17 protein-coding genes and 2 pseudogenes are annotated in these 22721 nt (G+C 50.1%); 15 read left to right on the plus strand and 4 right to left on the minus strand.

Features of this window, described 5'->3' with window-relative positions; all coding sequences use genetic code 11:
• Positions 1–81: 81 nt before the first annotated feature.
• Complete coding sequence (locus SPI6313_RS09195; RefSeq protein ID WP_072620722.1) at positions 82–2214, minus strand: glycosyltransferase; 2133 nt, start codon at positions 2212–2214, stop codon at positions 82–84.
• A 131-nt stretch (positions 2215–2345) separates the two neighbouring features.
• On the opposite strand from SPI6313_RS09195, the gene SPI6313_RS09200 reads away from it, so the two are divergent.
• The 8 genes from SPI6313_RS09200 to SPI6313_RS09240 all read left to right on the plus strand — a co-directional run bounded on the left by SPI6313_RS09200 (position 2346) and on the right by SPI6313_RS09240 (position 11465).
• Positions 2346–3632, plus strand: coding sequence for a glycosyltransferase family 4 protein (locus SPI6313_RS09200; protein WP_072620723.1), 1287 nt, complete (start codon positions 2346–2348; stop codon positions 3630–3632).
• A complete protein-coding gene (locus SPI6313_RS22860) occupies positions 3613–5094 on the plus strand; it encodes a hypothetical protein (RefSeq protein ID WP_217650556.1) in 1482 nt (493 codons plus the stop codon). Before SPI6313_RS09200 ends, SPI6313_RS22860 begins: the two co-directional genes overlap by 20 nt.
• A complete protein-coding gene (locus tag SPI6313_RS09215) occupies positions 5094–6953 on the plus strand; it encodes a hypothetical protein (protein WP_072620726.1) in 1860 nt (619 codons plus the stop codon). The genes SPI6313_RS22860 and SPI6313_RS09215 overlap by 1 nt, the downstream gene beginning before the upstream one ends.
• On the plus strand, positions 6950–8104 hold the full coding sequence (locus SPI6313_RS09220; protein WP_245788677.1) for a glycosyltransferase family 4 protein: 1155 nt from the start codon (positions 6950–6952) through the stop codon (positions 8102–8104). Before SPI6313_RS09215 ends, SPI6313_RS09220 begins: the two co-directional genes overlap by 4 nt.
• A 6-nt stretch (positions 8105–8110) precedes the next feature.
• Positions 8111–8977 carry a UbiA prenyltransferase family protein gene (locus tag SPI6313_RS09225; RefSeq protein ID WP_072620727.1) on the plus strand — a complete coding sequence of 289 codons (867 nt, stop codon included), beginning with the start codon at positions 8111–8113 and terminating at the stop codon, positions 8975–8977.
• A gap of 18 nt (positions 8978–8995) precedes the next feature.
• A complete protein-coding gene (dprE1, locus tag SPI6313_RS09230; RefSeq protein ID WP_072620728.1) occupies positions 8996–10369 on the plus strand; it encodes an FAD-binding oxidoreductase in 1374 nt (457 codons plus the stop codon).
• Positions 10366–11106: an SDR family oxidoreductase gene (locus SPI6313_RS09235; RefSeq protein ID WP_072620729.1), complete on the plus strand. Its 741-nt coding sequence runs from the start codon at positions 10366–10368 to the stop codon at positions 11104–11106. Before dprE1 ends, SPI6313_RS09235 begins: the two co-directional genes overlap by 4 nt.
• A gap of 74 nt (positions 11107–11180) precedes the next feature.
• Positions 11181–11465 (plus strand): DUF3146 family protein, encoded by a 285-nt coding sequence (locus tag SPI6313_RS09240; protein ID WP_245788678.1) that lies wholly within the window; start codon positions 11181–11183, stop codon positions 11463–11465.
• Positions 11466–11717: 252 nt separating this feature from the next.
• On the opposite strand, the gene SPI6313_RS09245 is transcribed toward SPI6313_RS09240, so the two are convergent.
• Together SPI6313_RS09245 and SPI6313_RS09250 are read right to left on the minus strand one after the other, a co-directional pair.
• Positions 11718–12923 (minus strand): HetZ-related protein, encoded by a 1206-nt coding sequence (locus SPI6313_RS09245; protein WP_072620731.1) that lies wholly within the window; start codon positions 12921–12923, stop codon positions 11718–11720.
• 343 nt (positions 12924–13266) lie between these two features.
• The gene (locus SPI6313_RS09250) at positions 13267–13923 is read right to left on the minus strand and encodes an L-threonylcarbamoyladenylate synthase (RefSeq protein ID WP_072620732.1); all 657 of its coding nucleotides are present in this window, start codon (positions 13921–13923) and stop codon (positions 13267–13269) included.
• 92 nt (positions 13924–14015) lie between these two features.
• Here SPI6313_RS09250 and larC point away from each other — a divergent pair, with 92 nt between their 5' ends.
• The 3 genes from larC to SPI6313_RS09265 all read left to right on the plus strand — a co-directional run bounded on the left by larC (position 14016) and on the right by SPI6313_RS09265 (position 17413).
• Positions 14016–15230 (plus strand): nickel pincer cofactor biosynthesis protein LarC, encoded by a 1215-nt coding sequence (gene larC, locus SPI6313_RS09255; RefSeq protein ID WP_072620733.1) that lies wholly within the window; start codon positions 14016–14018, stop codon positions 15228–15230.
• Between the two features lie 103 nt (positions 15231–15333).
• The gene (locus tag SPI6313_RS09260) at positions 15334–16584 is read left to right on the plus strand and encodes an FtsW/RodA/SpoVE family cell cycle protein (protein ID WP_072620734.1); all 1251 of its coding nucleotides are present in this window, start codon (positions 15334–15336) and stop codon (positions 16582–16584) included.
• A 67-nt stretch (positions 16585–16651) separates the two neighbouring features.
• Positions 16652–17413 (plus strand): ATP synthase subunit I, encoded by a 762-nt coding sequence (locus SPI6313_RS09265; RefSeq protein ID WP_139276596.1) that lies wholly within the window; start codon positions 16652–16654, stop codon positions 17411–17413.
• Positions 17414–17556: 143 nt separating this feature from the next.
• Here SPI6313_RS09265 and msrA read toward each other — a convergent pair whose 3' ends face one another.
• Positions 17557–18219 (minus strand): peptide-methionine (S)-S-oxide reductase MsrA, encoded by a 663-nt coding sequence (gene msrA / locus SPI6313_RS09270; RefSeq protein WP_072620736.1) that lies wholly within the window; start codon positions 18217–18219, stop codon positions 17557–17559.
• Positions 18220–18545: 326 nt separating this feature from the next.
• On the opposite strand from msrA, the pseudogene SPI6313_RS25075 reads away from it, so the two are divergent.
• From SPI6313_RS25075 to SPI6313_RS09285, 4 genes and pseudogenes are all read left to right on the plus strand, one after another.
• A pseudogene (locus SPI6313_RS25075) lies at positions 18546–19127 on the plus strand (DUF4912 domain-containing protein); the annotation flags it as partial.
• Between the two features lie 1242 nt (positions 19128–20369).
• Positions 20370–20720: pseudogene (locus SPI6313_RS25080) on the plus strand (DUF4912 domain-containing protein); the annotation flags it as partial.
• A gap of 268 nt (positions 20721–20988) precedes the next feature.
• Entirely contained in the window at positions 20989–21762 is a 774-nt protein-coding gene (locus tag SPI6313_RS09280) for a COP23 domain-containing protein (RefSeq protein ID WP_217650557.1), read from the plus strand.
• A gap of 139 nt (positions 21763–21901) precedes the next feature.
• Positions 21902–22687, plus strand: a complete 786-nt coding sequence (locus tag SPI6313_RS09285) for a phytanoyl-CoA dioxygenase family protein (RefSeq protein WP_072620739.1) — start codon at positions 21902–21904, stop codon at positions 22685–22687.
• The last annotated feature ends 34 nt before the right edge of the window (positions 22688–22721 follow it).

A 22721-nucleotide genomic window follows, 5' to 3' on the forward strand; every position in this document is an offset into this window, starting at 1 on the left:
TCTCCCGCCAGGAGAGAGACTTTGAGCCGTTCCCCTCGCCCGTGGGAGAGGGGCTAGGGGCGAGGGTTCCAGAGGTAAGGGCTAATCCAAATTCGCTAAAAACTCCGCCACCGACTCCGCAAACTGCGCATCATTATATTGTTCCAAAATGCGATGATAGGCCACCCGTTGGCGATCGCGCACCTGTTGCGGATAGCGCAGCGCATAGATCAACTTTTCCCGAAATGATTCAAGGTCAAGGGGTTCACAGAGCAAGATGCGATCGGCCGCATCCCCCAACGCCTCCGTAATCAACGGAATCCGCGTCGCCACCACCGGCGTATTGAGCGTCAACGCCTCAAAAATTTGCGGCGGAAAATTCCCCTCCATCGTCGAAGTAAACGGCAACGCCGCTGCATGCTGATAGAGCCAGTTCAATTCTCCATCAGATACATCTTCGAGCAAAATCACCCGCTCCTGAAACGGTAATTGGGTATATCTTGCCCAGGTTGCCGGATGAATTCGAATATTTGCTGTCAAGACCAACTTTAAATCTGGCAGCATTTCACCCAAATCCTGGAATAGTTTCAGCAAAAATGATAACTGCTTATTCGGCCGATCCTGAGTCGGATAAAACAAGTACCGCCCCTCGCCAATGATCGTCATCAACTGGCGCTCATTTGCTGGATCAATAGTTTCCGTTTTCTGGGTCAGTAGCGGAATTGGAAACATTGTGATCTTCTTGGGATCAACTTCAAGAACCGTATTGGGTAAATAGGACTGTGTAAATGCTGAAGGTGTAAAAATCGATGTTGCTTGGTGAACGATGGTGTAACCGATGCGATCGTGCCAATGGTCTAAACTGCCCGCAAACTTTTGCCCCCCGAAAAAGTGCGGCATATAGTCTGGCAAATACACGATCGTCTTTTTCTGAATTAAGGCACTCTCTGGAAATAGATAATAATGGGGAACCCAAACATAAGCCGCTTGCTCATCTTGATTCACCGTTTCTAAATATTCCAACTCGTTATACACCACCAAATGGTCATAACGACGGTTGACAATATTACTATATTTTTTGATGATTTTCGGATGCACTTTAAGGCGTTTCATCACTGCCGTTCCCGCCTTCAATCCCACTAAACCAAGAGCCAAAAACGGCAAGGCTGTAAAATGAATCGCCAACCGCTTCAACCATACCCACTGCCAAAACCGCAACCAACCCGCCTTAATATTTTTACGCCGATGTACAACTTGGGCCGTCCATTGCGATCGCTGTTGAATCCACGGCCAAAACCACCGCCACGTCGTCGTATACTGGCGACGCAGTTGCACCAGCGCCTTCCGTACCTTGGACTGATACCGTAACTCCGTATCTTCTGGATCAAGGAGCAAAAATTTCATCCGCCCTGGGTAGCGATGCGCCTCGAAAAATCCATAACAGGCTTCCAACTGACCCGCCCGACAGGTAATCACCACCTGATACTCTGTCTTCGCCAACGCCGCCTCCACAAACTTCCGCACCACACGCGGAATCCCCTCCGACGACAAATATTGCCCCTGCTCATTCAACCGCACAATCGGCCCCGGAAAATGAAACAGCACATAAAGCCGTTGCAACTGCTCTGATGGTTCCGCCTCACGACTCGCAGGCGATCGCAATAAAACAGGTTGTGATGAAGTGCGATCGTGCTGCAATGTAGCGATCGCCTCCCGCCACGCCTGACCTGATCCCAACGGCACAACCCGCATCCGCTGCTTTAACCAGTCATGCTCACCCACCAACGCTGACGCATCATAGGGCAAAATCCAAAAATCACCCCGCTCCTGAATCACCCGAAAATAGTTTAACTGCCAAAATCTCTGCGAAAGTTGACCCGGCAGATCATATGAACGATAAAACACCCGACCAGCATAGCGCGTCAGAATGCGCCCTAAATAACGAGGATCGGAAACAATCACCACATCAATCTCAGAATAGTGGCGCGGTGTTGCGTCTGCCGCTGGATTGCCCGCCCCTTGCTGTATCCAGTCACCGTAGAGGTGTTCTAAAAAATCTGGCTGTAGCCCCAAGTGATCGAGAATCGGCTGATTTGATGCTACAATCTGCCTGATTGACGGAGCTGAAGTAAACATCACCAAAATATGGAAGTCTTGCGATCGCAAGATCTCAAGTTCATCATTTGAGGGGCGATCGCCAACCCAAATAACCGTTAAAGACTGTTTAACATTCATAAATACCGTTTCATCTTAATCCACCATCAATCAATCAATCTTTATACCGCAATGCAACCTGCTCCTTGCAGCACCAGAGCAAACCATATTATGTCATCTTTCACGCCTTGATTTTGTGAAACTCAAAAAAAATGAAGCGACTCAAATCAATTGCGCGAAAAATCAAAATCAAACTCATTAATCTGGGGTTCAAAATTATTCAATTTTTGGATTTCTTGAGAATCCAAATCATTTTAACCCTAGGGAATCAAAGCCACTCACACCAAACACCACAACTTCTAGTTGACATCTCCGAGCTAGTTCAAGAAGACGTTAAGTCCGGCATCCAGCGAGTCGTTCGGAGTATCACCCTAGAATTCCTCAAAAACCCACCCGACGGTTATCAAGTTGAACCCATCTACTTCGACGGCCGAACCTACCGCTACGCCCGCCACTTCACCCATCACACCTTCGGCATTGAGCAGGCTGATGTGAATGATCGGAGAATAGCGATCGCCCCTCACGACATCTTCCTCGGACTCGACCTCAACTTTCGCTTCATGCCCGCCATCACCCGCGCCTGGTGGCAACTCAAACACCACAACCTCAAAATTTACTTCATCGTCTACGACATCCTCCTCATCCGCCACCCCGAATGGTGGCCCCCCGGAGCCGATAACCTCCTCCGCCATTGGCTCGTCACCGTCGCCGAAATTGCCACCGGCCTCATCTGTATCTCCAAAGCCGTCGCCGACGACGTGACCGACTGGCTACAACACGAATCCTCATTCCCCCACCCCCTCCCCAAAATCACCCACTTCCACCTCGGAGCCGACATCGAAAACAGTGTCCCCACCACCGGACTCCCCAACAACGCCAACACCGTCCTCACCCTCCTCAAACAACGCCCTAGCTTCCTCATGGTCGGCACCCTAGAACCCCGCAAAGGCCATCAGCAAGCCCTTGATGCATTCAACCTACTCTGGCAAGATAACCTAGATATCAACCTCGTCATCGTCGGCAAAGAAGGCTGGCTCGTCGAATCCCTTATCCACCAAATCAACACCCACCCCAAACTCCATCAAAACCTCTTTTGGCTCCAATCCATCAGCGACGAATACCTCGAAAAAATCTATGAATCCAGCACCGCTCTCCTCGCCGCCTCCTACGGCGAAGGCTTTGGCCTCCCCCTCATCGAAGCCGCCCGCCGCAACCTCCCCATCATCGCCCGCGACATCCCCGTCTTCCGCGAAATCGCCGGTCAATCGATACATTACTTCCATGCCAACCACCCTCAAGATTTTAGCCAGTTATTGCAAGCCTGGCTAAGACTAGATGAAAGTCAGAAGATAATATCGCAAAAAATAATTTGGCTAACTTGGTCACAAAGCTCAAATCAACTATTTAAAATAATATTTTGTGGCAAAAATTCTGACTAGCATGAAGAACATACTTAAAATTGACTTTTCGATTCTCATTTTTTTGATGCCAGTAACCCTTTATCTCTTTCTCTTATTTTTTTGGCACATTAATGATTTTTACAACATCACAGGAGACGAACCACACTACCTGATCACTGTAGATTCAATCGTTAATGATTTTGATCTAAAAGTGCAAAATAATTATCAGCAAGAAACACTTGTGTCAAGATCTTTTGGTGGCAGTCTAGCACCACATGCCTACTATTCACCATCTGGTTATAGTATTCATGGTATTGGAATAGCAATTCTGTTGGCTTTTCCATATTATATTGCAGGAGTAATAGGAACCAAAATATTTTTGGCTGTCTTATTTGGTATATCCATTCCATTTATTTCTTATAAAATTGTATCCGAGGTTAGTAAATCAAAGCGATGGTCTACTGTGATATCGCTAGCTTTCTCATGTTCATTACCATTTTATGCAGCAAGTAACCAAATATTTCCAGACTTGATCACCGGAGTAATTATCACATATGCAACGTATTGTCTGATTCTTTGTGAGCCAAAACGAAAATCCGTAAAATCCTGGATTATATTATTGCTTTTAATTTCATTTTTGCCTTGGCTCAGAATGAGTTTCATACTCCCATTTTCTATATTGACCTTCTACAGTGTTGTTTTGAACACAAGAAGGGTTGATGGGATTTATGAGATTTCCAATAAATTGCTTTTTTTGATTCCAGTATTGTCTGTTGTTCTCATTGCTTTTTACAATAAAGTTGCATTTCAGAATTTCCTAAATCCATATGGAAAGCAAGTTTTTACATTCACCATTAATGAAATCGGATTAGCTTTTTTAGGGCTGGTATATGATCAAAAGCAAGGTTCACTTTTACAAAATCCATTGCTTATTATTGGTTTTTTTGGATTATTTTTGTTCTATAAAAATAATAAAAATGGGTTGTTACTAGTATTGAGTCTCTATGTTTCAATCAATTTACCTAATTCAATGCTAACTCTTCCAAGTTTGTATGGAGGATTATCTTTTGTTGGAAGATTTGCATGGAGTTCTATTGGTTTATGGCTTTTTCCACTAGCTTATGCTGTGCGTTTAGCTTTATCTTTTCAATCAATTAAACTCAACCGAATATTAATTTTTTTAATGACCATAAATATGTTAACTCAAGTATCATTTTATCGCGTAGCTCTCACTTACAATCATTTTTTATACAACACAAATATTCAAAACATTGAAAATACAACTAATAATTTGTACAAAGAAGTTTTTCTGCCCGTCAAGGGTCTCACTGGAAACATATTTGAAATTGAAAAACTACTACCTTATTATCATGATCTTGAAACCTATGCTAGTCATCCTCCTAATTACTTATTTTTGATGCTCAGTATGTCTCTAATATATATCGGAAAAATATGTTACAGTAAGACAGATTTGAAAAATATCAAGAATTCAAAATTCTAATGTTTATAGATATGAATATACTTTTAACGAAATTAGTACTAGTGATATCGATAGCTGCTAATATCACTTTTTTTGTATTATCTTATTACACAAGAGTTATCAATCAGTTTTACTTTTTTAATAGTGACTCTCTTTATATTCCATCACTATATAAAGATTTATTTTATGGTAATGGATCATTTTGGGATTGGTTTTTAACACCAGCACCTTATTTTTTTCCTGATATGTTGCTTTATATTGCTGCATCTGTCTTTCATGATGATGATTCCTATAATGCGATCGTAACTTTTGGAATACTTCAGCTATGTTTTACATTTTTAGTTTCATATCTTATTTTTAGGATTTTTTTTGATACAACACTTTCACTGATTTTTTGTGCTTTTTCAAGTATTCTTTTAATTCCATTAGTGATTCAAAGCTTTGGAGTTTTTAAGTATGCAGGCTTTAGTGCTTTTCACTATGGAGCAACTTTATCTTCTTTATTATGTATATTAATGCTCTTCTATTTTTTAGACTTATTTTGTAATCAAAATAAAAAGGCAAGGAAAATCAAGAAAATATCGTTTTTTTTCTTATACTCTACTGTGATTGGTATTTCTATAGCATCTGACAAACTATTTTTATTGATTTTTTGTGCCCCAATTTTGACATACTGGCTTTACAAATTAATTCTTATTTTACGACATTTATCTATTAAGATTAAGACAGGTATTTTAATTCGTAACTCTCTTATCGCCTTGACAGTCACTATCATTTGGACGGGTTTAACGGGAGATAAAGCTATTGCCACTGAAGAACTCTTAATCGGTTTAATTGGCAGCATTATTTTGACACTTGTCTTTTACTATCTTGAACGAAAAGTAAAAAAACAAAATCAAAATTTATCAGAATTTGATCATATATCATTGCTGCTATTAGTTTCTTTTATCTCTAGTGTTGTTTTTACAGAAATTCTTGTTGTGCATGAAACTGAATACTTAAATCTTGTATTCGGATTTCAAAAATTCAATGAAAGCTTAGATATTATAAGACAGTTCTTTGATGACCTTTTGAATAAAGATATACTTACATTTGCATGTATTGTCATTTCTCTGGTTCTTGGTTTATGTATTTTAATACACTATCTGGTTTTCACATCAAAGTCACACAGGGATCAAAAAAGTGCTTTGAATCTAGTGAAAAAAAAGATAGCTATGCTTTCTTTGATTTCTACAGGAGGAAGTTTTGTCACTGTTTTTGTAGTCTGTATGAATGAATCCTGGTATGTAGGAGACAGATATGTCATTAATATATTCATTATTCCGCTTATTTCGCTTTTTCCTTTAATTAAGTACTTTTTAATCACAAATAAAATATTTTCTTTGTCAAATAAAGTTAGGAAATACTCGCATACTATGTTTGTAGTTTTATTGATAGTTGTAATGACATCAAAATCAACTTTAGCTAGTAGCATTTTGGACAAAACATTGGCTGGAGAAATATATACAGAATATTATCCAAGTGAGATTCAGTGCTTAGATCAAGCAGTTGAAAAATACAACTTAAAAGAGGGAATTTCAGGCTATTGGCATGCAAAATGGGCCTATATTTTGAGCAAACATGACATTACAATGGCACAGTATGATTATAATCATAAGCCAATGACATGGATTACAAGTGACGGATGGTACAGAGACACATATGATTTTGCACTAATTATTACCCTACAAAATTATGATCCGGGGTTTAATTTGAATAGAAAATCTTTGATTGAGCTGAATGGAGAGCCGGAAGTAGTAATCACTTGTCCAGTATTTGATGTATTAGCTTATCCGACTCGAAAGCTGAAAATTGAACCTATTGAGCCACAAAATTTGTGATAGATAGTATTCTGATTGATTTGACACCAGTGGATGGGCGGCCGAGTGGGGTGGGGTTGTATGTGTATCATTTGGTGCGGGAGTTGTGGGGGTTGGATTGTGGGGTTTGGGGGGTGTATCAGCCGGGGTTGAAGAATTGGCTGCGGGGGAGGCGGGAGTTGCCGGGGGTGTTGCGGGCGTTTAACGATCGCATCCACCCTTTCCCCTGCCCTGTCCGTCTGTCTAATCTGCTGCTGGACTATTGGCCACAGTTTTTCGCGAAATTTTTAGAACCAAGGTTGGGCTACCCAGATATTTTTCATGGCACGAATTACACGGTGTTTCCGTTGAAGCGGAGCCGCCAGGTTTTGACAATTTATGATGTTACCTTTGCGCGATATCCTCAGTATGTAAATCAGGTGGTGCAGCAGTACGAGCGGAGGGTGCGTAAATGCCTGCAATGGACGGATTTAGTGATTACGATTTCGGAGAGTTCTAAGCGAGATATTGTGCAGTATTTAGGAGTTGAACCGGAACGGGTCTGGGTGACGCCGTTGGCGAGTCGCTATACGTTCAACGATGTTCAGCGCCTAACACAAGAAAATCAGGCGATGCGATCGCCTTTCAATCACCCCACGCCCTATCTTCTTTTTGTGAGTACGATTGAGCCGCGCAAGAATGTTTTAAGCTTGATCCGAGCCTTTAATTACTTAAAAGAACATCATAAAATCCCCCATCAATTAGTGCTCATTGGGCGCAAGGGTTGGCTTTATGAACCTATTTTTGAGGCATTGGCGCGATCGCCCTACTGTGAAGAAATTCACCATCTTGATTATGTTGCTGATCAGGTGGTGGCGCAGTATTATCATCATGCGGATGCGGTGGTGTATCCGTCCCATTATGAAGGATTTGGTTTACCTGTTTTGGAAGCGATGATGTTTGGGGCTCCCGTCGTCACGTCGAATACGTCATCATTACCTGAAGTGGCTGGGGATGCGGCGGTAATGGTGTATCCGGATGATCCGCTAGCATTAGCTGAGGGCATTTTTAAGGTGATTCACGATCGCACCTTCCGTCGTGACTTAATTCAACGTGGTCAGCAGCAAGCGACTCGGTTTTCATGGCGATATACAGCCCAGGAAACACTCAAGGCATATCAATCATTGCTTTAAGTTTTTATGATTTATTCGGTTTTAAAACTGATTCGTGTCCATCAGTGGGTTAAAAATGGGTTTGTTTTTGCGCCGGTATTTTTTGCATCGCGGTTAAATCAAAGTGCCGTATGGGGACAGATGGCGATCGCATTCCTAGCATTTTCCTTGATGGCGAGTTGTATTTATGTAATTAATGACTATGTGGATATTGAGCGCGATCGCCTCCACCCCACAAAGTGTCAACGTCCCTTAGCTTCAGGTGCAATTACCAAGCCACAGGCAAAGGGGCTTGTATTGCTTTTACTGGTTCTTGCTGTCGCTTTAAGCATAACGCTGCCTTGGCCAGCAATTTGGATTGTTTTGGGCTATTTTGTGATGAATTTGTTCTATAGCTTTAAGCTTAAACACATTGCGATTCTTGATATTACAATTATTGCGATTGGATTTTTATTACGGGTATTTTTAGGGGGTGTAACAACGCAGGTTTTTATTTCGCACTGGCTAATTATGCTGACCTTCTTATTAGCGATGTTCTTAGGGTTGGCGAAGCGGCGTGATGAATATTTGATTTATTTACAAGGAAAAAGTACGAGAACATCTATTGAAGGCTATAATATTGACTTCATTAATGTGGCGATGATGTTGACGGCATCTGTGACAGTTGTAACGTACATTATGTACACGGTATCCGATGAAGTTATTCAACGAATTGGGCATTCTAGTCTTTATATCACAACAATCTTTGTGGTATTGGGAATTTTACGATATCTCCAACAAACTCTTGTTTTTACACAAAGTGCCTCACCCACCAAAATTCTCCTGCATGATCATTTTTTACAAGGTATTATTGGGGCGTGGGTGATCACTTTTGGCTATTTTTTGTATGTGTAGTATTCAGTCGGGTGAACAATGGTTGAAGTCCAAAAGAGTGGTACGGTTCAGCAAACGTTGACGGGATGGGGACGCTATCCGGTGGTGGAAAGTCACGTACAACGTCCTGAAAAAATGTCTGCCCTTGATTCCATCGTGGCTCAACCTTCATCGCAGTTGGCGCGAGGGTTGGGGCGGAGTTATGGGGATGCGCCGTTGAATGGGTCGGGGCAAACGGTGTTGATGGAACGTCTCAATCGGATGGTGGCGTTTGATGCCGCAACGGGAATGCTGCGGTGTGAGGCGGGGGTGCCACTCCATGAGATTTTGGCGGTGTTTGTGCCGAGGGGTTGGTTTTTATCGGTGACACCGGGGACGAAATTCGTGACGGTGGGGGGCGCGATCGCATTCGATGTTCATGGTAAAAATCACCACTGTGCCGGGTCATTTGCGCGGCATGTGGAATGTTTTGAGCTATTGATTGCCAGTGGAGAGGTGATCACCTGTTCGCGCACAGAAAATGCTGATCTATTCTGGGCAACCGTGGGCGGCATGGGGTTAACCGGAATTATCTTAGAAGCCGAGTTGAAACTGAAAAAAATCGCTTCGTCCTATATTAATAGCTTTAACATTAAGGCGAAAAATTTAGATGAAGCGATCGCACTCTTTACCCAATATGAACCCCTCTATCCCTATTCGGTGGCATGGATTGATTGTCTAGCGACGGGGCGTAGTTTAGGGCGAAGTATTTTAATGTTTGGCGAGACGGCGGCGGTGGCTGATTTATCGCCGCAACAACAGGCGAATCCCTTGCCCATTCATGAAAAATCGAAGTTAACGATTCCTTTAGATGCACCGTCGGTGTTTTTGAATCGCTACACGATGGGCAGTTTTAACCAACTGTATTATCATCGTCAACTGCAAAAAGAGCAGCGGGCAATTAGCCATTATGACCCGTTCTTTTATCCCCTGGATTTTGTTAATGATTGGAATCGCTTGTATGGTAAACGGGGTTTTGTGCAGTATCAATGTGTGCTACCGATGGAGACAAGTCATGATGGCTTGACGGAAATTTTACAGCGTTCGAGCCAAAAAGGATGGGCTTCATTTTTAGCGGTATTAAAACGGATGGGACAACAGGAAGCGGAGTTATTATCCTTTCCCATGCCGGGCTATACATTGGCGTTGGATATTCCGATTAAGATCGGATTGTGGACATTTTTAGAGGAGTTGGATCAGATTGTGATTCGGTGTGGGGGGCGGTTGTATTTGGCGAAAGATGCGCGGGTGAGTCCGGCGAGTTTTCGGGCGATGTATCCCCAATATGAGGATTGGTTAGCGATTAAGCGACAGGTTGATCCCGATAATCATTTTCGCTCAACGTTGTCGGAACGATTGGAGATTCAGCCATGACTAAATCAGTAGTGATTATTGGAGCAACATCGAGTTTGGCGCGGGCGTTGGCGCATCAGTTGGCGCGGCGAGGTACGGATTTATATTTAGTAGCGCGGGATGAAGCGGAACTCAAACGGATTGCCCAAGATTTAAAAATTCGCTATCAAGTTGCGGTGAATTGGAGTCAGTTTGAGGCGTTGGCGTTTGAGTCCCATGGGGAAATTTGCGATCGCATTCTCGCCCAAGCCAGCCCCCTCGACGGTGTGATTATCTGCATGGGTGAACTGGGCAATCAACCCACTGCCCAAACAGATATAAATCGCGCCCTTGCCATTATCCAATCTAACTATACCGGGGCGGTTTCGGTGTTGACTCCTTTAGCCAATGCTCTGGAAAAACAAGGCTCAGGTTGGATTGTGGGGATTGGTTCCGTGGCGGGCGATCGCGGTCGCCAAAGTAATTATGTCTATGGCTCAGCCAAGGGAGCATTGGCGTTATTTTTGCAGGGTTTACGGAGTCGCCTTAGTAAAGTGGGGGTGCATGTGATGACGGTGAAACCGGGATTTATGGACACCAAAATGACCTTTGGCCTGCCGGGTTTATTTCTCGTGGCTGACCCCAATGATGTGGCTGAGGATATTTTGACGGCGTTGAAAATGCGCAAAAATACGGTGTATTTGCCCTGGTTTTGGTGGGGAATTATGATGATCATTCGATCCATTCCCGAACCTATTTTTAAAAAAATGAAACTGTAGCATCGGGGCATCCTGGGTAAAATGCTTGGCCTGGACAGATGCGATCGCCGTCGAAAATGTCACAATACATCCTGATGCTTACTCCCAATTTTGACGAATCCATGAGTCGTGTTACCAACACCACCGCCCATGTCCGCATCACCCATCAATCATGGCCACAGGGTCGCATTGCCGGTGAGGTGCGAGCCTCGGATTATGCCTGGGAATTTCAATGGCAATTTCGTCAGGGCCAGCTACAAGTCCAACCATCCCTAGGGCGAGCGTTAATTCTTGAACCCTTGAGCCGTTTTTTAGAACGAAGCGATTACCAACTCGAACCCGGCGGTGATTACGAATTCACGGTCAGGGCGAAGCTTTGAGCCTCAAGCCGACCTGCATACTAAAACATAGCGATGGCTGAGTAGAGTCGAAGTCAGAGCGACCGGGTTTCGACTCCGCTCAACCCTCCTACAGGGAAGGGGGTCAAGCCTCTTGCCCAAGCAAAAACCCCCTGACGAGAGCGTCAGGGGGTTTAAGGGGGTGGCTTTTCGAGTTTGGGATCAGGGAGTTGACTCCGGGGGGGGATAGCGTGGGCCCATCGGGGGGAGCGATCGCACCCTCTGCGCCGCCGCCTACACATTGCCATTCCGGAATTCTGCCGCCAGCGTCAACAGATCCGTCCAACCCTTTTGCACTTTCTTCGCGGTCATGCCTGTGATCGCCATGATGTCCGCATCACTCACCTGTTGCTGCTTCAACTCCAGGAGTTGCAATTGGCTGTCCGATAACTGCGCTTGAAATGCATCCCATTGGGGATGGGTCATGCCGAGGCGTTGGCTCACCCCCGCATCGAGCCATTGGTGGACTAATTCCCAGTGGCTGGTGCGGGCGAATTTTTCCACATGGTATTTAAACCGTTGTTGGAGATAGTCCCGCTGGCGGGGGGTGAGGCCGAGGATTTCGTCAATTTCCGAGGCGGGGAGGTCTTGGAGTTTGAGGGCGAGGTAGTCGGCGCAGTCTTCGTGACCTTGGCTTTTGAGGTAGTTGAAGAGGGCATGGACGACGCGATCGCGCTTCACCGTTTCCCACAGATCCGGCGTTTCCGTCACCATTTGGCTGCGCACCTGTTGCACCGTGGCCGAGCGATGATGGGCTTCTGCATCTGCACCTTTGGGAAATTCCACCGCCTGCTCAATGTCTACCGCTGTTTCTTTCGGTTGACGACGGGCGAAGGTTTGGGCCCGCAGGATGATCAACTGTTGGGAATAGCCGTTGGGGAGCGTGATCCGACGCTTGGCGTATTGTTCCGTGAAGGCCATGTATTCCGCCAACTGCATCGGGGTGCGGGGTTGGTAGTCTTCGGGCACATCATTTTCGCGGCGGAAGGCTTTCAAGGATTCCACATAGAAATCTTGTAAGAAGTCTTCAATCAACACATAGCGACCGGAGAAGCCCAGTTGCGCCTGGGTCGGGGCGATATGTCGATACACCATCACGCTCAGATTGCTGTGGAGTTCGACGCGCCCTTGTTTGGAGCCGAGGCGATGGTAGGCGAGGCATTTTTTGAGGCGGTGCTGACCGAGATAGAGGAGATGGGAGGTGATGTCGCCGGATTTTTGGATGCGATCGCTCTTGCTACAGACGCGCTCCACTTCCGTTGTAATCCGTGCCACCACCGCTTTGGCTGACCGGGACACCGACCCCACTTGGCGGCGAATGTCATCAATTAAAATCCGCTCTAAGGAAAAGGAAGACGGGCCGTCTTTATCCGGATAGTCAACAATCGCTGGCGAAGCTTGAGAAGTCGAGTAAGAAGAGTTTACAGTTTCAACGTTCATGGTAATGCCCCTAACACAGTAGTAACGGTATTGAGTGGTGAGGCAGGGGGTTTGGACTTCCGCCCTGCTCTACACTTTGACTGTATGGTGATGCCATGGCTCCTGGATCTGTGCTTGTGTCACAACCTCAAACCTGTCAATGAACGCGAGCCGATGAGCGATCGCAGTTCCCCAGCCTCGACCCCCACAACAAAGGAGCCAGAGCGGGTTTAAGGCATTCTGACTGTGGTGAAGCGGCCGGAGCATCACTCCCGGTTTGATGAGACACTTGAAAAATTGGGTTATTAAACCCCAAGCGTCCGAAATCCTGACGGGTTGTTTTGTAGGGGGGCGATCGCTAACCCTAGTCACGGTCAATCATCCAATCTTCAAGGGCCTCCACCCCCAACCCGGCCCGCACCATGCGCGGAGTATCGGTGGTGAGATCGAGAATCGTTGAACTCTTAAACCCCAGTTCAACCCCCGTATCGATGATGATGTCCACCACCGTATCCAAGGCATCAAACAACCGCATCCGTTCAATACCCAAGGTGGGCCATGTCCCGTCCTCATCCGTTGGTACATAGGCCGAAGTGGAGATCACTGGATTGCCCAAAGCGGCCAAAATCGACTGACAGACGGGTTGATTCGGGACACGAATCCCGGTGGTTTTCCGTTTGGGATTCATCACCACGCGAGGTACGAGCTTCGTCGCCGGCAAGAGAAAGGTATAGGGCCCCGGAATTAAGCAGCGCATGAGTCGATAGGCTTGGTCAGCAACAAGGGCATATTCAGCAATATTGGATAGGGATGAACAGAGGAAGGTTAAGGGTTTGTCGTTGGCCATCCGTTTTAGCTGTCGCACTCGCTTCACGGCGGCGGGGGCATTGAGGTCACACCCGATCGCATACACGGTGTCGGTGGGGTACAACATTACAGCCCCTCCCCGCAACGCTCGAACTATAGTCTCTATTCGGTCAGTTTGCGGATTATCCGGATGGATTGAATACAGAATCGCCATAACGTAGAACGTGAAAAATTCAACAATCAGCCCTAGACCCGCTACCCCAGCGCGTTAAGCTGAATCTATGGCTTATGGAGGTAGGGTGAACAATGACCAAAATCGCCTATTTTGACTGTCCGACGGGGATTGCGGGCGATATGTGTTTGGGAGCATTGGTGGATCTTGGCGTTCCCCTAGAGTACTTGATTGATCAACTGCATGGGCTGGGCATGGCGGGGGAATATACGCTGCGATCGCACCCGATCACCCACCACGGCCAACAGGGCACGAAAGTCCAGGTGGACATTCAGAACTCCGACCATCCCCCCCATCGCCATCTCCCCGAAATCACCGCCCTCATCCAGGGTGCAAAACTGCCCCGCCAAGCCCGCGACTGGGCGATCCAAGTCTTTGAACAGTTGGCGATCGCCGAAGGCGCGGTTCATGGCATCCCCCCGGAAACGGTTCATTTCCATGAAGTGGGGGCAATGGATGCGATCGTGGATATTGTCGGCACTTGCATTGGCCTTGATTGGCTTGGAGTTAGTCAGGTCTATTGTTCCGCCCTCCCCACGGGCAGCGGCACAGTCATGGCCGCCCACGGTCGCCTCCCTGTGCCCGTCCCCGCCGTCCTGAAACTGTGGGAAACCCGCCGCGTCCCGATCTACAGCAATGATCTTACAGGCGAACTCGTCACCCCCACGGGAGCGGCGTTGATGGTCACCTTAGCCCAGAATTTTGGCACTGTACCGCCCATGCAGATCCAGAAAACCGGCTGGGGTGCGGGGACGAAGGCCTTACCACTGCCAAATATGGTGCGCGTGTGGATTGGCACACCCACCACTGCCGCTGAGACATTGGCCGCTGATCCCAACGTTGACGACCTCGAAACGGTGATCGTCCTCGAAACCCAGATTGACGATGCCTCGCCCCAAGCGATCGCCTATGCCCAAACTCAACTCTTTACCGCTGGGGCCCTCGATGTGTTCACCCACGGCATCCAAATGAAAAAATCCCGCCTCGGCACGTTGATCACCGTCATCTGTCCCCCGGCGGCTGTGGCGGCCTGTGAAGGGGTGCTCTTCCAAGAAACGCCCACCCTGGGGATTCGGCGATCGCCCCAACGCCGCCGCATCCTCGCCCGCCGCTTCCACACCGTCACCACCCCCTACGGCGATATCACCCTGAAAATTGCCTCCCAAGGCGATCGCATCCTCAACGTTCAGCCGGAATACGACGACTGCGCCGCCCACGCCCAAACCCACGGCATCCCCTGGCACACCGTCCACCAAGCCGCCCTCATCGCCTGGGATCAACAACAATGAATCCCCCGCCCCATACAATAAATCCTGATCCCCAGTCATTGATTCTGATCCTGAAGCGTCGCCCATCGCCTAGGGGCGCGATTCCCTACCCCCACCCAACCCGATGACCTTAAATTCACCCACTCAATCCAAACCGCGATCGTGGACCCAAGCCTTTCGCTACTTGATCCCCTTTCTGGATGGGGATGTGGCCCATTGGTCGATGGAAGCGCGGTTGCTGCGGTGGTTAACGTTTCTCTGGTTATTTTTGGGGTTGATGGTGCTGTTTTCCGCCTCCTTCCCGGTGGCCGATGCCGAATATGGCGATGGACTGTACTACTTCAAGCGTCAACTGGTCTGGATTGCCTTGGGGATGGTGGGGTTTAGTGTGGTGGTGCGATCGCCCATCCGCCGCCTCCTCAATCTGGCCCGCTGGCTGATGCCCTTTTTTGTCCTTCTCATTGTCATCACCCTCATTCCCGGCATCGGCACCACCGTCAACGGAGCCACCCGCTGGCTCACGGTCTTCTTCATTCCCCTCCAACCCTCAGAACTGATCAAACCCGTCCTTATCTTGCAAAGTGCCTCGATCTTCGGTCGCTGGCCAAAATTGCCGTGGATTTTGCGGGGCATTTGGTTGAGCATTTTTGCCATCATGCTAGGGGCGATTCTCCTCCAGCCCAACCTCAGCACCGCCGCCCTCTGTGGCATGAGTCTTTGGCTGATGGCGTTGGCTGCGGGTCTGCCCTGGCTTGCCCTCTGGGGAACCGCTGGTTCTGGTTTAGTCTTGGGACTCTTCAGTATCGGCATCCAAGACTACCAACGCCGTCGGGTGATCTCGTTCCTCAATCCCTGGGCTGACCCAATGCAGGACGGCTATCAACTGATTCAAAGTCTTTTGGCGGTGGGGTCGGGGGGCCTGTGGGGATCAGGGTATGGCCTGTCGCAACAAAAATTATTCTACTTGCCCATTCAATACACAGACTTTATCTTTGCGGTTTTCGCCGAAGAATTTGGCCTCGTGGGCGGGATCTTGCTGCTGCTCCTTTTGGGCTGCTATGCGACGCTGGCGGTGTGGGTGGCGCTGAAGTCTCGCTACGCGGTGCATCAACTGATTGCGATGGGGGCGATGATTTTTCTGGTGGGGCAGGCGTTGGTTAATATTGCGGTGGCTACGGGGATGCTGCCGACGACGGGGCTACCGTTGCCGTTCTTTAGCTATGGGGGCAGTTCGGTGATTGCGAGTTTAGCGATCGCGGGCCTCCTGATCCGCGTCGCCCGCGAAAGCACCGTTGCCGAAGTCGTGTCACTCCAGGGCCGCCGCGCCAAGCCCCAAGCCACCCCCCCGAATCCCACCCCACCCGAAAACCCTTAAAGCAGGGTGGTACACTGGGCTATGGGCTGATGGCCCTCTGTTTATTCAACTCTGCGGACTAAAATCTGTGGCTTCGCTTCGTTCTTCTCGCTCACCGGCTTGGCAACGCTTCACCTTAACCCTGCTTGCTCAGGGGGTGCGTCTTTGGCGTGATCCCCAAGCTCGACGCTTGGGCCAATGGGGGATCGGCACGGGGGGCGCGATCGCCCTCTGTTTATGGAATTGGCAACTCGTCCTCTCCACCAGTGCCGGAGTTGGGGCGATGCTCTCGGTCTATTGGCTGCAAACGGGCCAATGGCGGCAATATTGGGCCACGGTGCAGCGGGTGCTAGATGGCCCGCAACAGCCCCTGGTGATTGCGGTGGCCAGCGGCGGCGGCATTGCGATCGCCACCTATCTCGCCAGCACCCTCTGGCTCACCACCGAAAACCATTGGCTCGCCACCAGCGAAATTCTCCAAAGCGTTGGGATCGTGGCTATTCTCGGCCTGCTAATCACCCAGTTTCTCCACCAACACCGCCACCACCTCAACCACCGCTACGATCGCCTCGTCTGGGCCCTCAGTCACCCCAACCCGATCAAACGCCTCTTCGCCGTCCGTAAACTGAGCCAAGCCTACCCCAGCTACAGCCGCAGCCAACGCGCCCATCTGCGCGAATATTTCCTCCTCTCCCTGACTCAAGAAAACCATCCCCGCGTTCAACAGGCCCTCGTCGCCACCCTCAACCACATCGATCCCGCCCTCCTTTCCCACACCGACCTCCAACCTCTCCACCTCCCCCTTCACCTCAAACACCCCATCCCCGAACCCCACTGGATCGAACGATAAGCAAAAACCCCTCATCCTAGGGGGAGAGGGGTTGAGGGTGAGGGTGAGGGGTCAATTCAGGAGGGTGGGTTAGGCGGCTTAAACTTCCGATATCACTGCCATTGAGCAATCCGCCGTAACCCACCGATGCAGAGGGTGTGACCCTATTCTTGAGTTTGCAGCAAACCAATGGGGCATTCTACGCCCGTGCCCCCCAGACCACAGTAGCCGTTGGGATTCTTCGCGAGGTATTGCTGGTGATAGTCTTCGGCGTAGTAGAATTCCGGCGCAGCTAGGATTTCCGTGGTGATTTCACCATAGTTCGCGGCTTGGATTACCGCTTGATAGGCTTGCTTGGCGGCGATCGCTGCCTGCTTTTGAGCCTCGGAATAGGTGTAGATCCCCGACCGGTACTGCGTGCCCGTATCGTTCCCTTGGCGCATGCCTTGGGTGGGATTGTGGCTTTCCCAAAACACCTTAAGCAACATTTCGTAGGGAATCACCTGGGGATCGTAGACCACCAGCACCACCTCGTTATGCCCCGTTTGCCCCGTACAAACTTCCTGATAGGTCGGATTAGGGGTCAAACCCGCCCCGTAGCCCACCGCCGTGGAATACACGCCCTCTAACTGCCAAAACTTTCGTTCGGCTCCCCAAAAACACCCCAGCCCAAACATCGCCAGTTCCATCCCCTCCGGAAACGGAGCTTTGAGGGGATGACCGTTGACAAAGTGTTGTTTCGGAACCGGCATCGCTTGGGAGCGTCCCGGTAAGGCTTCGCCGGGGGCCGGCAAGGTTAATTTTTTACCAAAACCAAATAAACCCATAGTGTAAAAATATTGGCCGCAGCCATCACGATCTACATCTATACAGTCTAGCGATCCTCCCCAAGAAGGTTAGGGAATTGTGGCGCGATCGCACCCCCCAATCCAGACCTGGGATCAATTGTTACGGTTTATTGACGCAATGATCCCCGCCATGCCCATCCTCTCGTGTGCTGGGAATGAATTCATGCCATCCGCCCCTTGACCCTAGAGGATTAGGCTTCTTAGATATAGGCAAGCGATCGCACTCGCTGTCTCAAGATGCGATACCTTCTGTTCATCCAAATGCTTTTTTTGATAGCAACCCTGATAACAAACAAAACGTACCGATGGCCGAACAACGCCAATCCTTAGAAGAACTTACCTTGCGGCAACTGCGTAAAGTTGCCAGTGACTACAACATTTCCCGATACAGCAGAATGCGGAAATCGCAACTTCTCGCTGCTATCCAAGCGATTGAAATTGAACGCCTAGCTCCCCCCCTTTCATCTTCCGTTAACTTAGCGAGTCAACCAACCGAGGAAAAAACAGCAGTGGAAGCATCAAAGTTTGAAGTGGGTCAATACGACGAAGCCCTCCCGGATTTAGCTTCTGTGGATGCAGACTTACCCGAATTACCCAGCGGCTACGGTGAGAGTTGTATCGTTTTAATGCCTCGTGATCCCCAATGGTGTTACGCCTACTGGGATATTCCCAGCGACCAGAAAGAAAGCCTGCGTCGTCAAGGGGGTCAACAGCTTGCCCTCCGCATTTACGATGTTACCAACATTAACCTCGACGACCAAAACCCCCAAAACACCCAAGAATACCCCTGCGACGAACTCGCCCGTGAGTGGTATTTACCAATTCCGATCAGCGATCGCGACTACATGGTCGAAATCGGCTACCGCTGCATGGATGGCCGTTGGCTCAGCCTCGCCCGTTCCGGCATCGTGCGCGTCCCCCCCGTCTACCCCTCCGACTGGATCGAAGACCGCTTCATGACCGTGGAATGGGAACAAGAACTCGCCGGAAAATCCATCCATCACTTCGAGCAGATGGGCGGCGAAAGCATTGAAGACGAAATTCGCCGCCGGATGCGCGAACTTGAAGAAGTCGCCGCCACCAAACGCCAAGCCGGTTCCATGTTCCGCGCCGAAGAAAGCCTCAGTTCCTACATCTTCCCCTCTGGAATCGGTCAATGGGCCTCTGGTGCAGGCATGTCCGGTGCAGGCATGTCCGGTGCAGGTTTAACCATGTCCGGTGCAGGCATGTCCGGTGCAGGTTTAACCATGTCCGGTGCAGGCATGTCCGGTGCAGGTTTAACCATGTCCGGTGCAGGCATATCCGGTGCAGGTTTAACCATGTCCGGTGCAGGCATATCCGGTGCAGGTTTAACCATGTCCGGTGCAGGCATATCCGGTGCAGGAATGATGTCTGGTTATGGCATGGGTGAAACTCTCGTTTCTGGTATGGGCATGATGTCCGGCGCGGGGATAATGTCCGGCTATGGCATGGGTGAAACCCTCGTCTCTGGTATGGGCATGATGTCCGGGGCAGGCTTAACCATGTCCGGTATGGGCTTAACCGCTTCCGGCGCAGGATTGACGATGTCCGGTTATGGCATGTCCGGCTTCGGCATGGGTGAAACCCTCGTATCCGGTATGGGGATGATGTCTGGCATGGGCATGATGTCCGGTTATGGCATGGGCGAAACTCTCGTCTCTGGCATGGGCATGATGTCCGGGGCAGGCTTAACGATGTCCGGCATGGGCTTAACCGCTTCCGGTGCAGGATTGACGATGTCGGGCTATGGGATGTCTGGTATGGGCATGATGTCCGGTGCAGGCTTAACCGCTTCGGGTTCCGGCATGGGCATGATGTCCGGCATGGGTTTAATGTCCGGTGCAGGCTTAACCGCTTCGGGTTCCGGCATGGGCATGATGTCCGGCTATGGGATGTCCGGTTACGGGATGTCCGGTGCAGGCTTAACCGCTTCAGGTTCCGGCATGGGCATGATGTCCGGGGCAGGCTTAACGATGTCCGGTTATGGCATGTCTGGGGCAGGCTTAATGTCTGGTATGGGCATGATGTCCGGTGCAGGCTTAACCGCTTCGGGTTCCGGCATGGGTATGATGTCCGGCGCAGGTTTAACGATGTCCGGGGCGGGCCTCAGTGGCTTAACCATGTCTGGTTACAATATGTCCGGCGTTGGCTTCTCCGCCTCTGCTCCCCCGATTCGACCCCGCAAATTCTGGCTCGTGGCTGACGCGGAATTGATCGTCTACGGTGCAACGGAACCCGATGCCACCGTTACGATTGGCGGCCGTCCGATCAAACTCAATGAAGACGGTACATTCCGGTTTCAGATGTCCTTCCAAGATGGCCAACTGGACTACCCGATCATGGCTGTGGCTGCCGATGGTGAACAAACCCGTGCGATTCACATGGAATTTGAACGCCAAACGCCATCCCGCCACACCAATACGCGGGAAGAAGCCACTTTAGAATGGTTCGATGCTTAATCGCTTCAATCCTTAGCTTCAATCCTTGAGAGGGAGAGAGGAGTGCGATCGCACTCTTTCACCCCTGAACCCCAGAAAAATCGAGTCTCTGTCATCATGGCAGGGACTCGATTTTTTGGGTGTGAGCATGGGCGCGTTGGTTCCGTGCGATCGCACCCCCTTGGAACTTAATCCCCCTCAACCACGTCCGCAATCTATAGAAGATATCGGGTTAATTCTGCCGTCACTCAATCCCTGTTGTTATCGGTCGCTCCTTAAAAAAATGACTATGCGTTTATCTCGCCTTTCTCTCACCGCCCTTGGCTTTTCCCTCCTCAATACGATGGTGTTCGGTCATGTGCTCTCAGTCTCGGCCCAATCCCCCAACGAGCCAGCGGCAGAAGAAGCCGATGTCGTTGTTGAACCCGTAGACAATCCCCGCTTTTCTTGTCAATCCATGGAGGCAACCCCCACCGTTGCCTACAGCCCCGTCGAACAACCCAATCAACAGTACGCCTGGGCAGCCCCCCGCAGCTTAGGCGGCGGTTGGACCGCAGAACGGCGTTGCGCAGAGATTAGCCGCCGCCTCGAAGAATACCGCCCCGATGGCCTCGTGGAACTCAGCACCGGCATGGAAAACGGCTATGACACCATCTGTGTGACCACCGAGGATGATCCCACCTGTCGCATCGTCTTAACCGTTCCCCCCGGTCAAGACCCGATCGCCACCCGCGACAGCGTCTTCAATAACCTCACCCTCGCCAACAGCGGCCAACAAACCCAAGGCGTGCCCACCCTCCAAGACCGCAACCGTCCCGGCAATATTCTCGGCGATCTCCGTCAAGTAGGTGATATTTTTGGCGTGGATTTACCCGGTGGCGGTGCAGCGAATCCCGCACCCTCCCGCTCCAACTTCGGCGGCATTAACCTCCGCCCCTTCCTCGCCCCCTCCGATCGCGGCACCGGTGAACAGTTAAATCTCCGCTCCTCTGCACCGACCCCCACCACTCCCGCCAATCGTCGCCCCACTCCCCAGGGTTTACCGATTGATTTTGATATCTAGATGGTGCTCTGGCTCCCTGTTGTTTCTGTGCGTTATGTTGATTGAGTCCCTACGGTGTAGGGGCTTTTTTTGTGCAGCCTCAAAACGGTGCAGCGGAGATCATCGGAGCTAATGGGCGATCTGAGGGCAGGAGGACGGCATGGACGCAGCGGTGCAGAACTATCACCAGTGGGGGTTTGCGGTGGTGCGGGGTCAATTCAGCGGGGCGGCGTTGGCGGCGATCGCCACCGCAACGGCGGCCTGTTTTGAGGCGGTGAATGGTGCGATCGCAACCCACGGCGCGGCTCACGTTGTGCTCCCCCCGTCCTATCGGTTTGACCCCTATTCCACCGCCCTCAACCCCATCGCCCTCGAAGACTTCGGCCTCGCCTCCTTCGCCGCTACGCTCCGGGCTTGTCTCACCGCTACCCCGGATGGGCTGGCATTGTTGGACGCGATCGGCGGTCTCACCCACTGCACCCTAACCCGCGCCACCCTCCGCCACCAATACGCCCCCCATCGCGCCCATCCCCTCCACCACCCCAACCGCTGGCATCAAGAAGGGGCCTACGGTGTGACGTTTCCCCCCACACCCGATCAACCGCCCTACTGCACCCCACCCCCCACGCCCATGGTGACGCTGTGGCTCCCCCTCACCCCCTGCGGCATTGATGCCCCCAGCCTCGAACTCTACCCCATCCCCCAAACGCAGCTTTTCCACTATCACGCCCTCAATGACGCAGACTTAGCCGCCCACTTCGCCCCCACCCCCCCGGAGCTTGTGCAATTAGAGCCAGGGGACGGGGTCTTGGTGCATTGGGGGACGTTACACCGCAGCGGGGTACGGGTCGGGATGAGGTGCGATCGCTTCAGTCTCGGCCTCCGCTGGTTCAATCCCACCCAAATTCCAGCCGAATTAGAGGGCGATCGGTGGCTATTGCTATAGGTGCTTCAGTATGATCGCGCCAGTCATCCATCGC

Source organism: Spirulina major PCC 6313, assembly GCF_001890765.1.
Lineage (GTDB): Bacteria > Cyanobacteriota > Cyanobacteriia > Cyanobacteriales > Spirulinaceae > Spirulina > Spirulina major.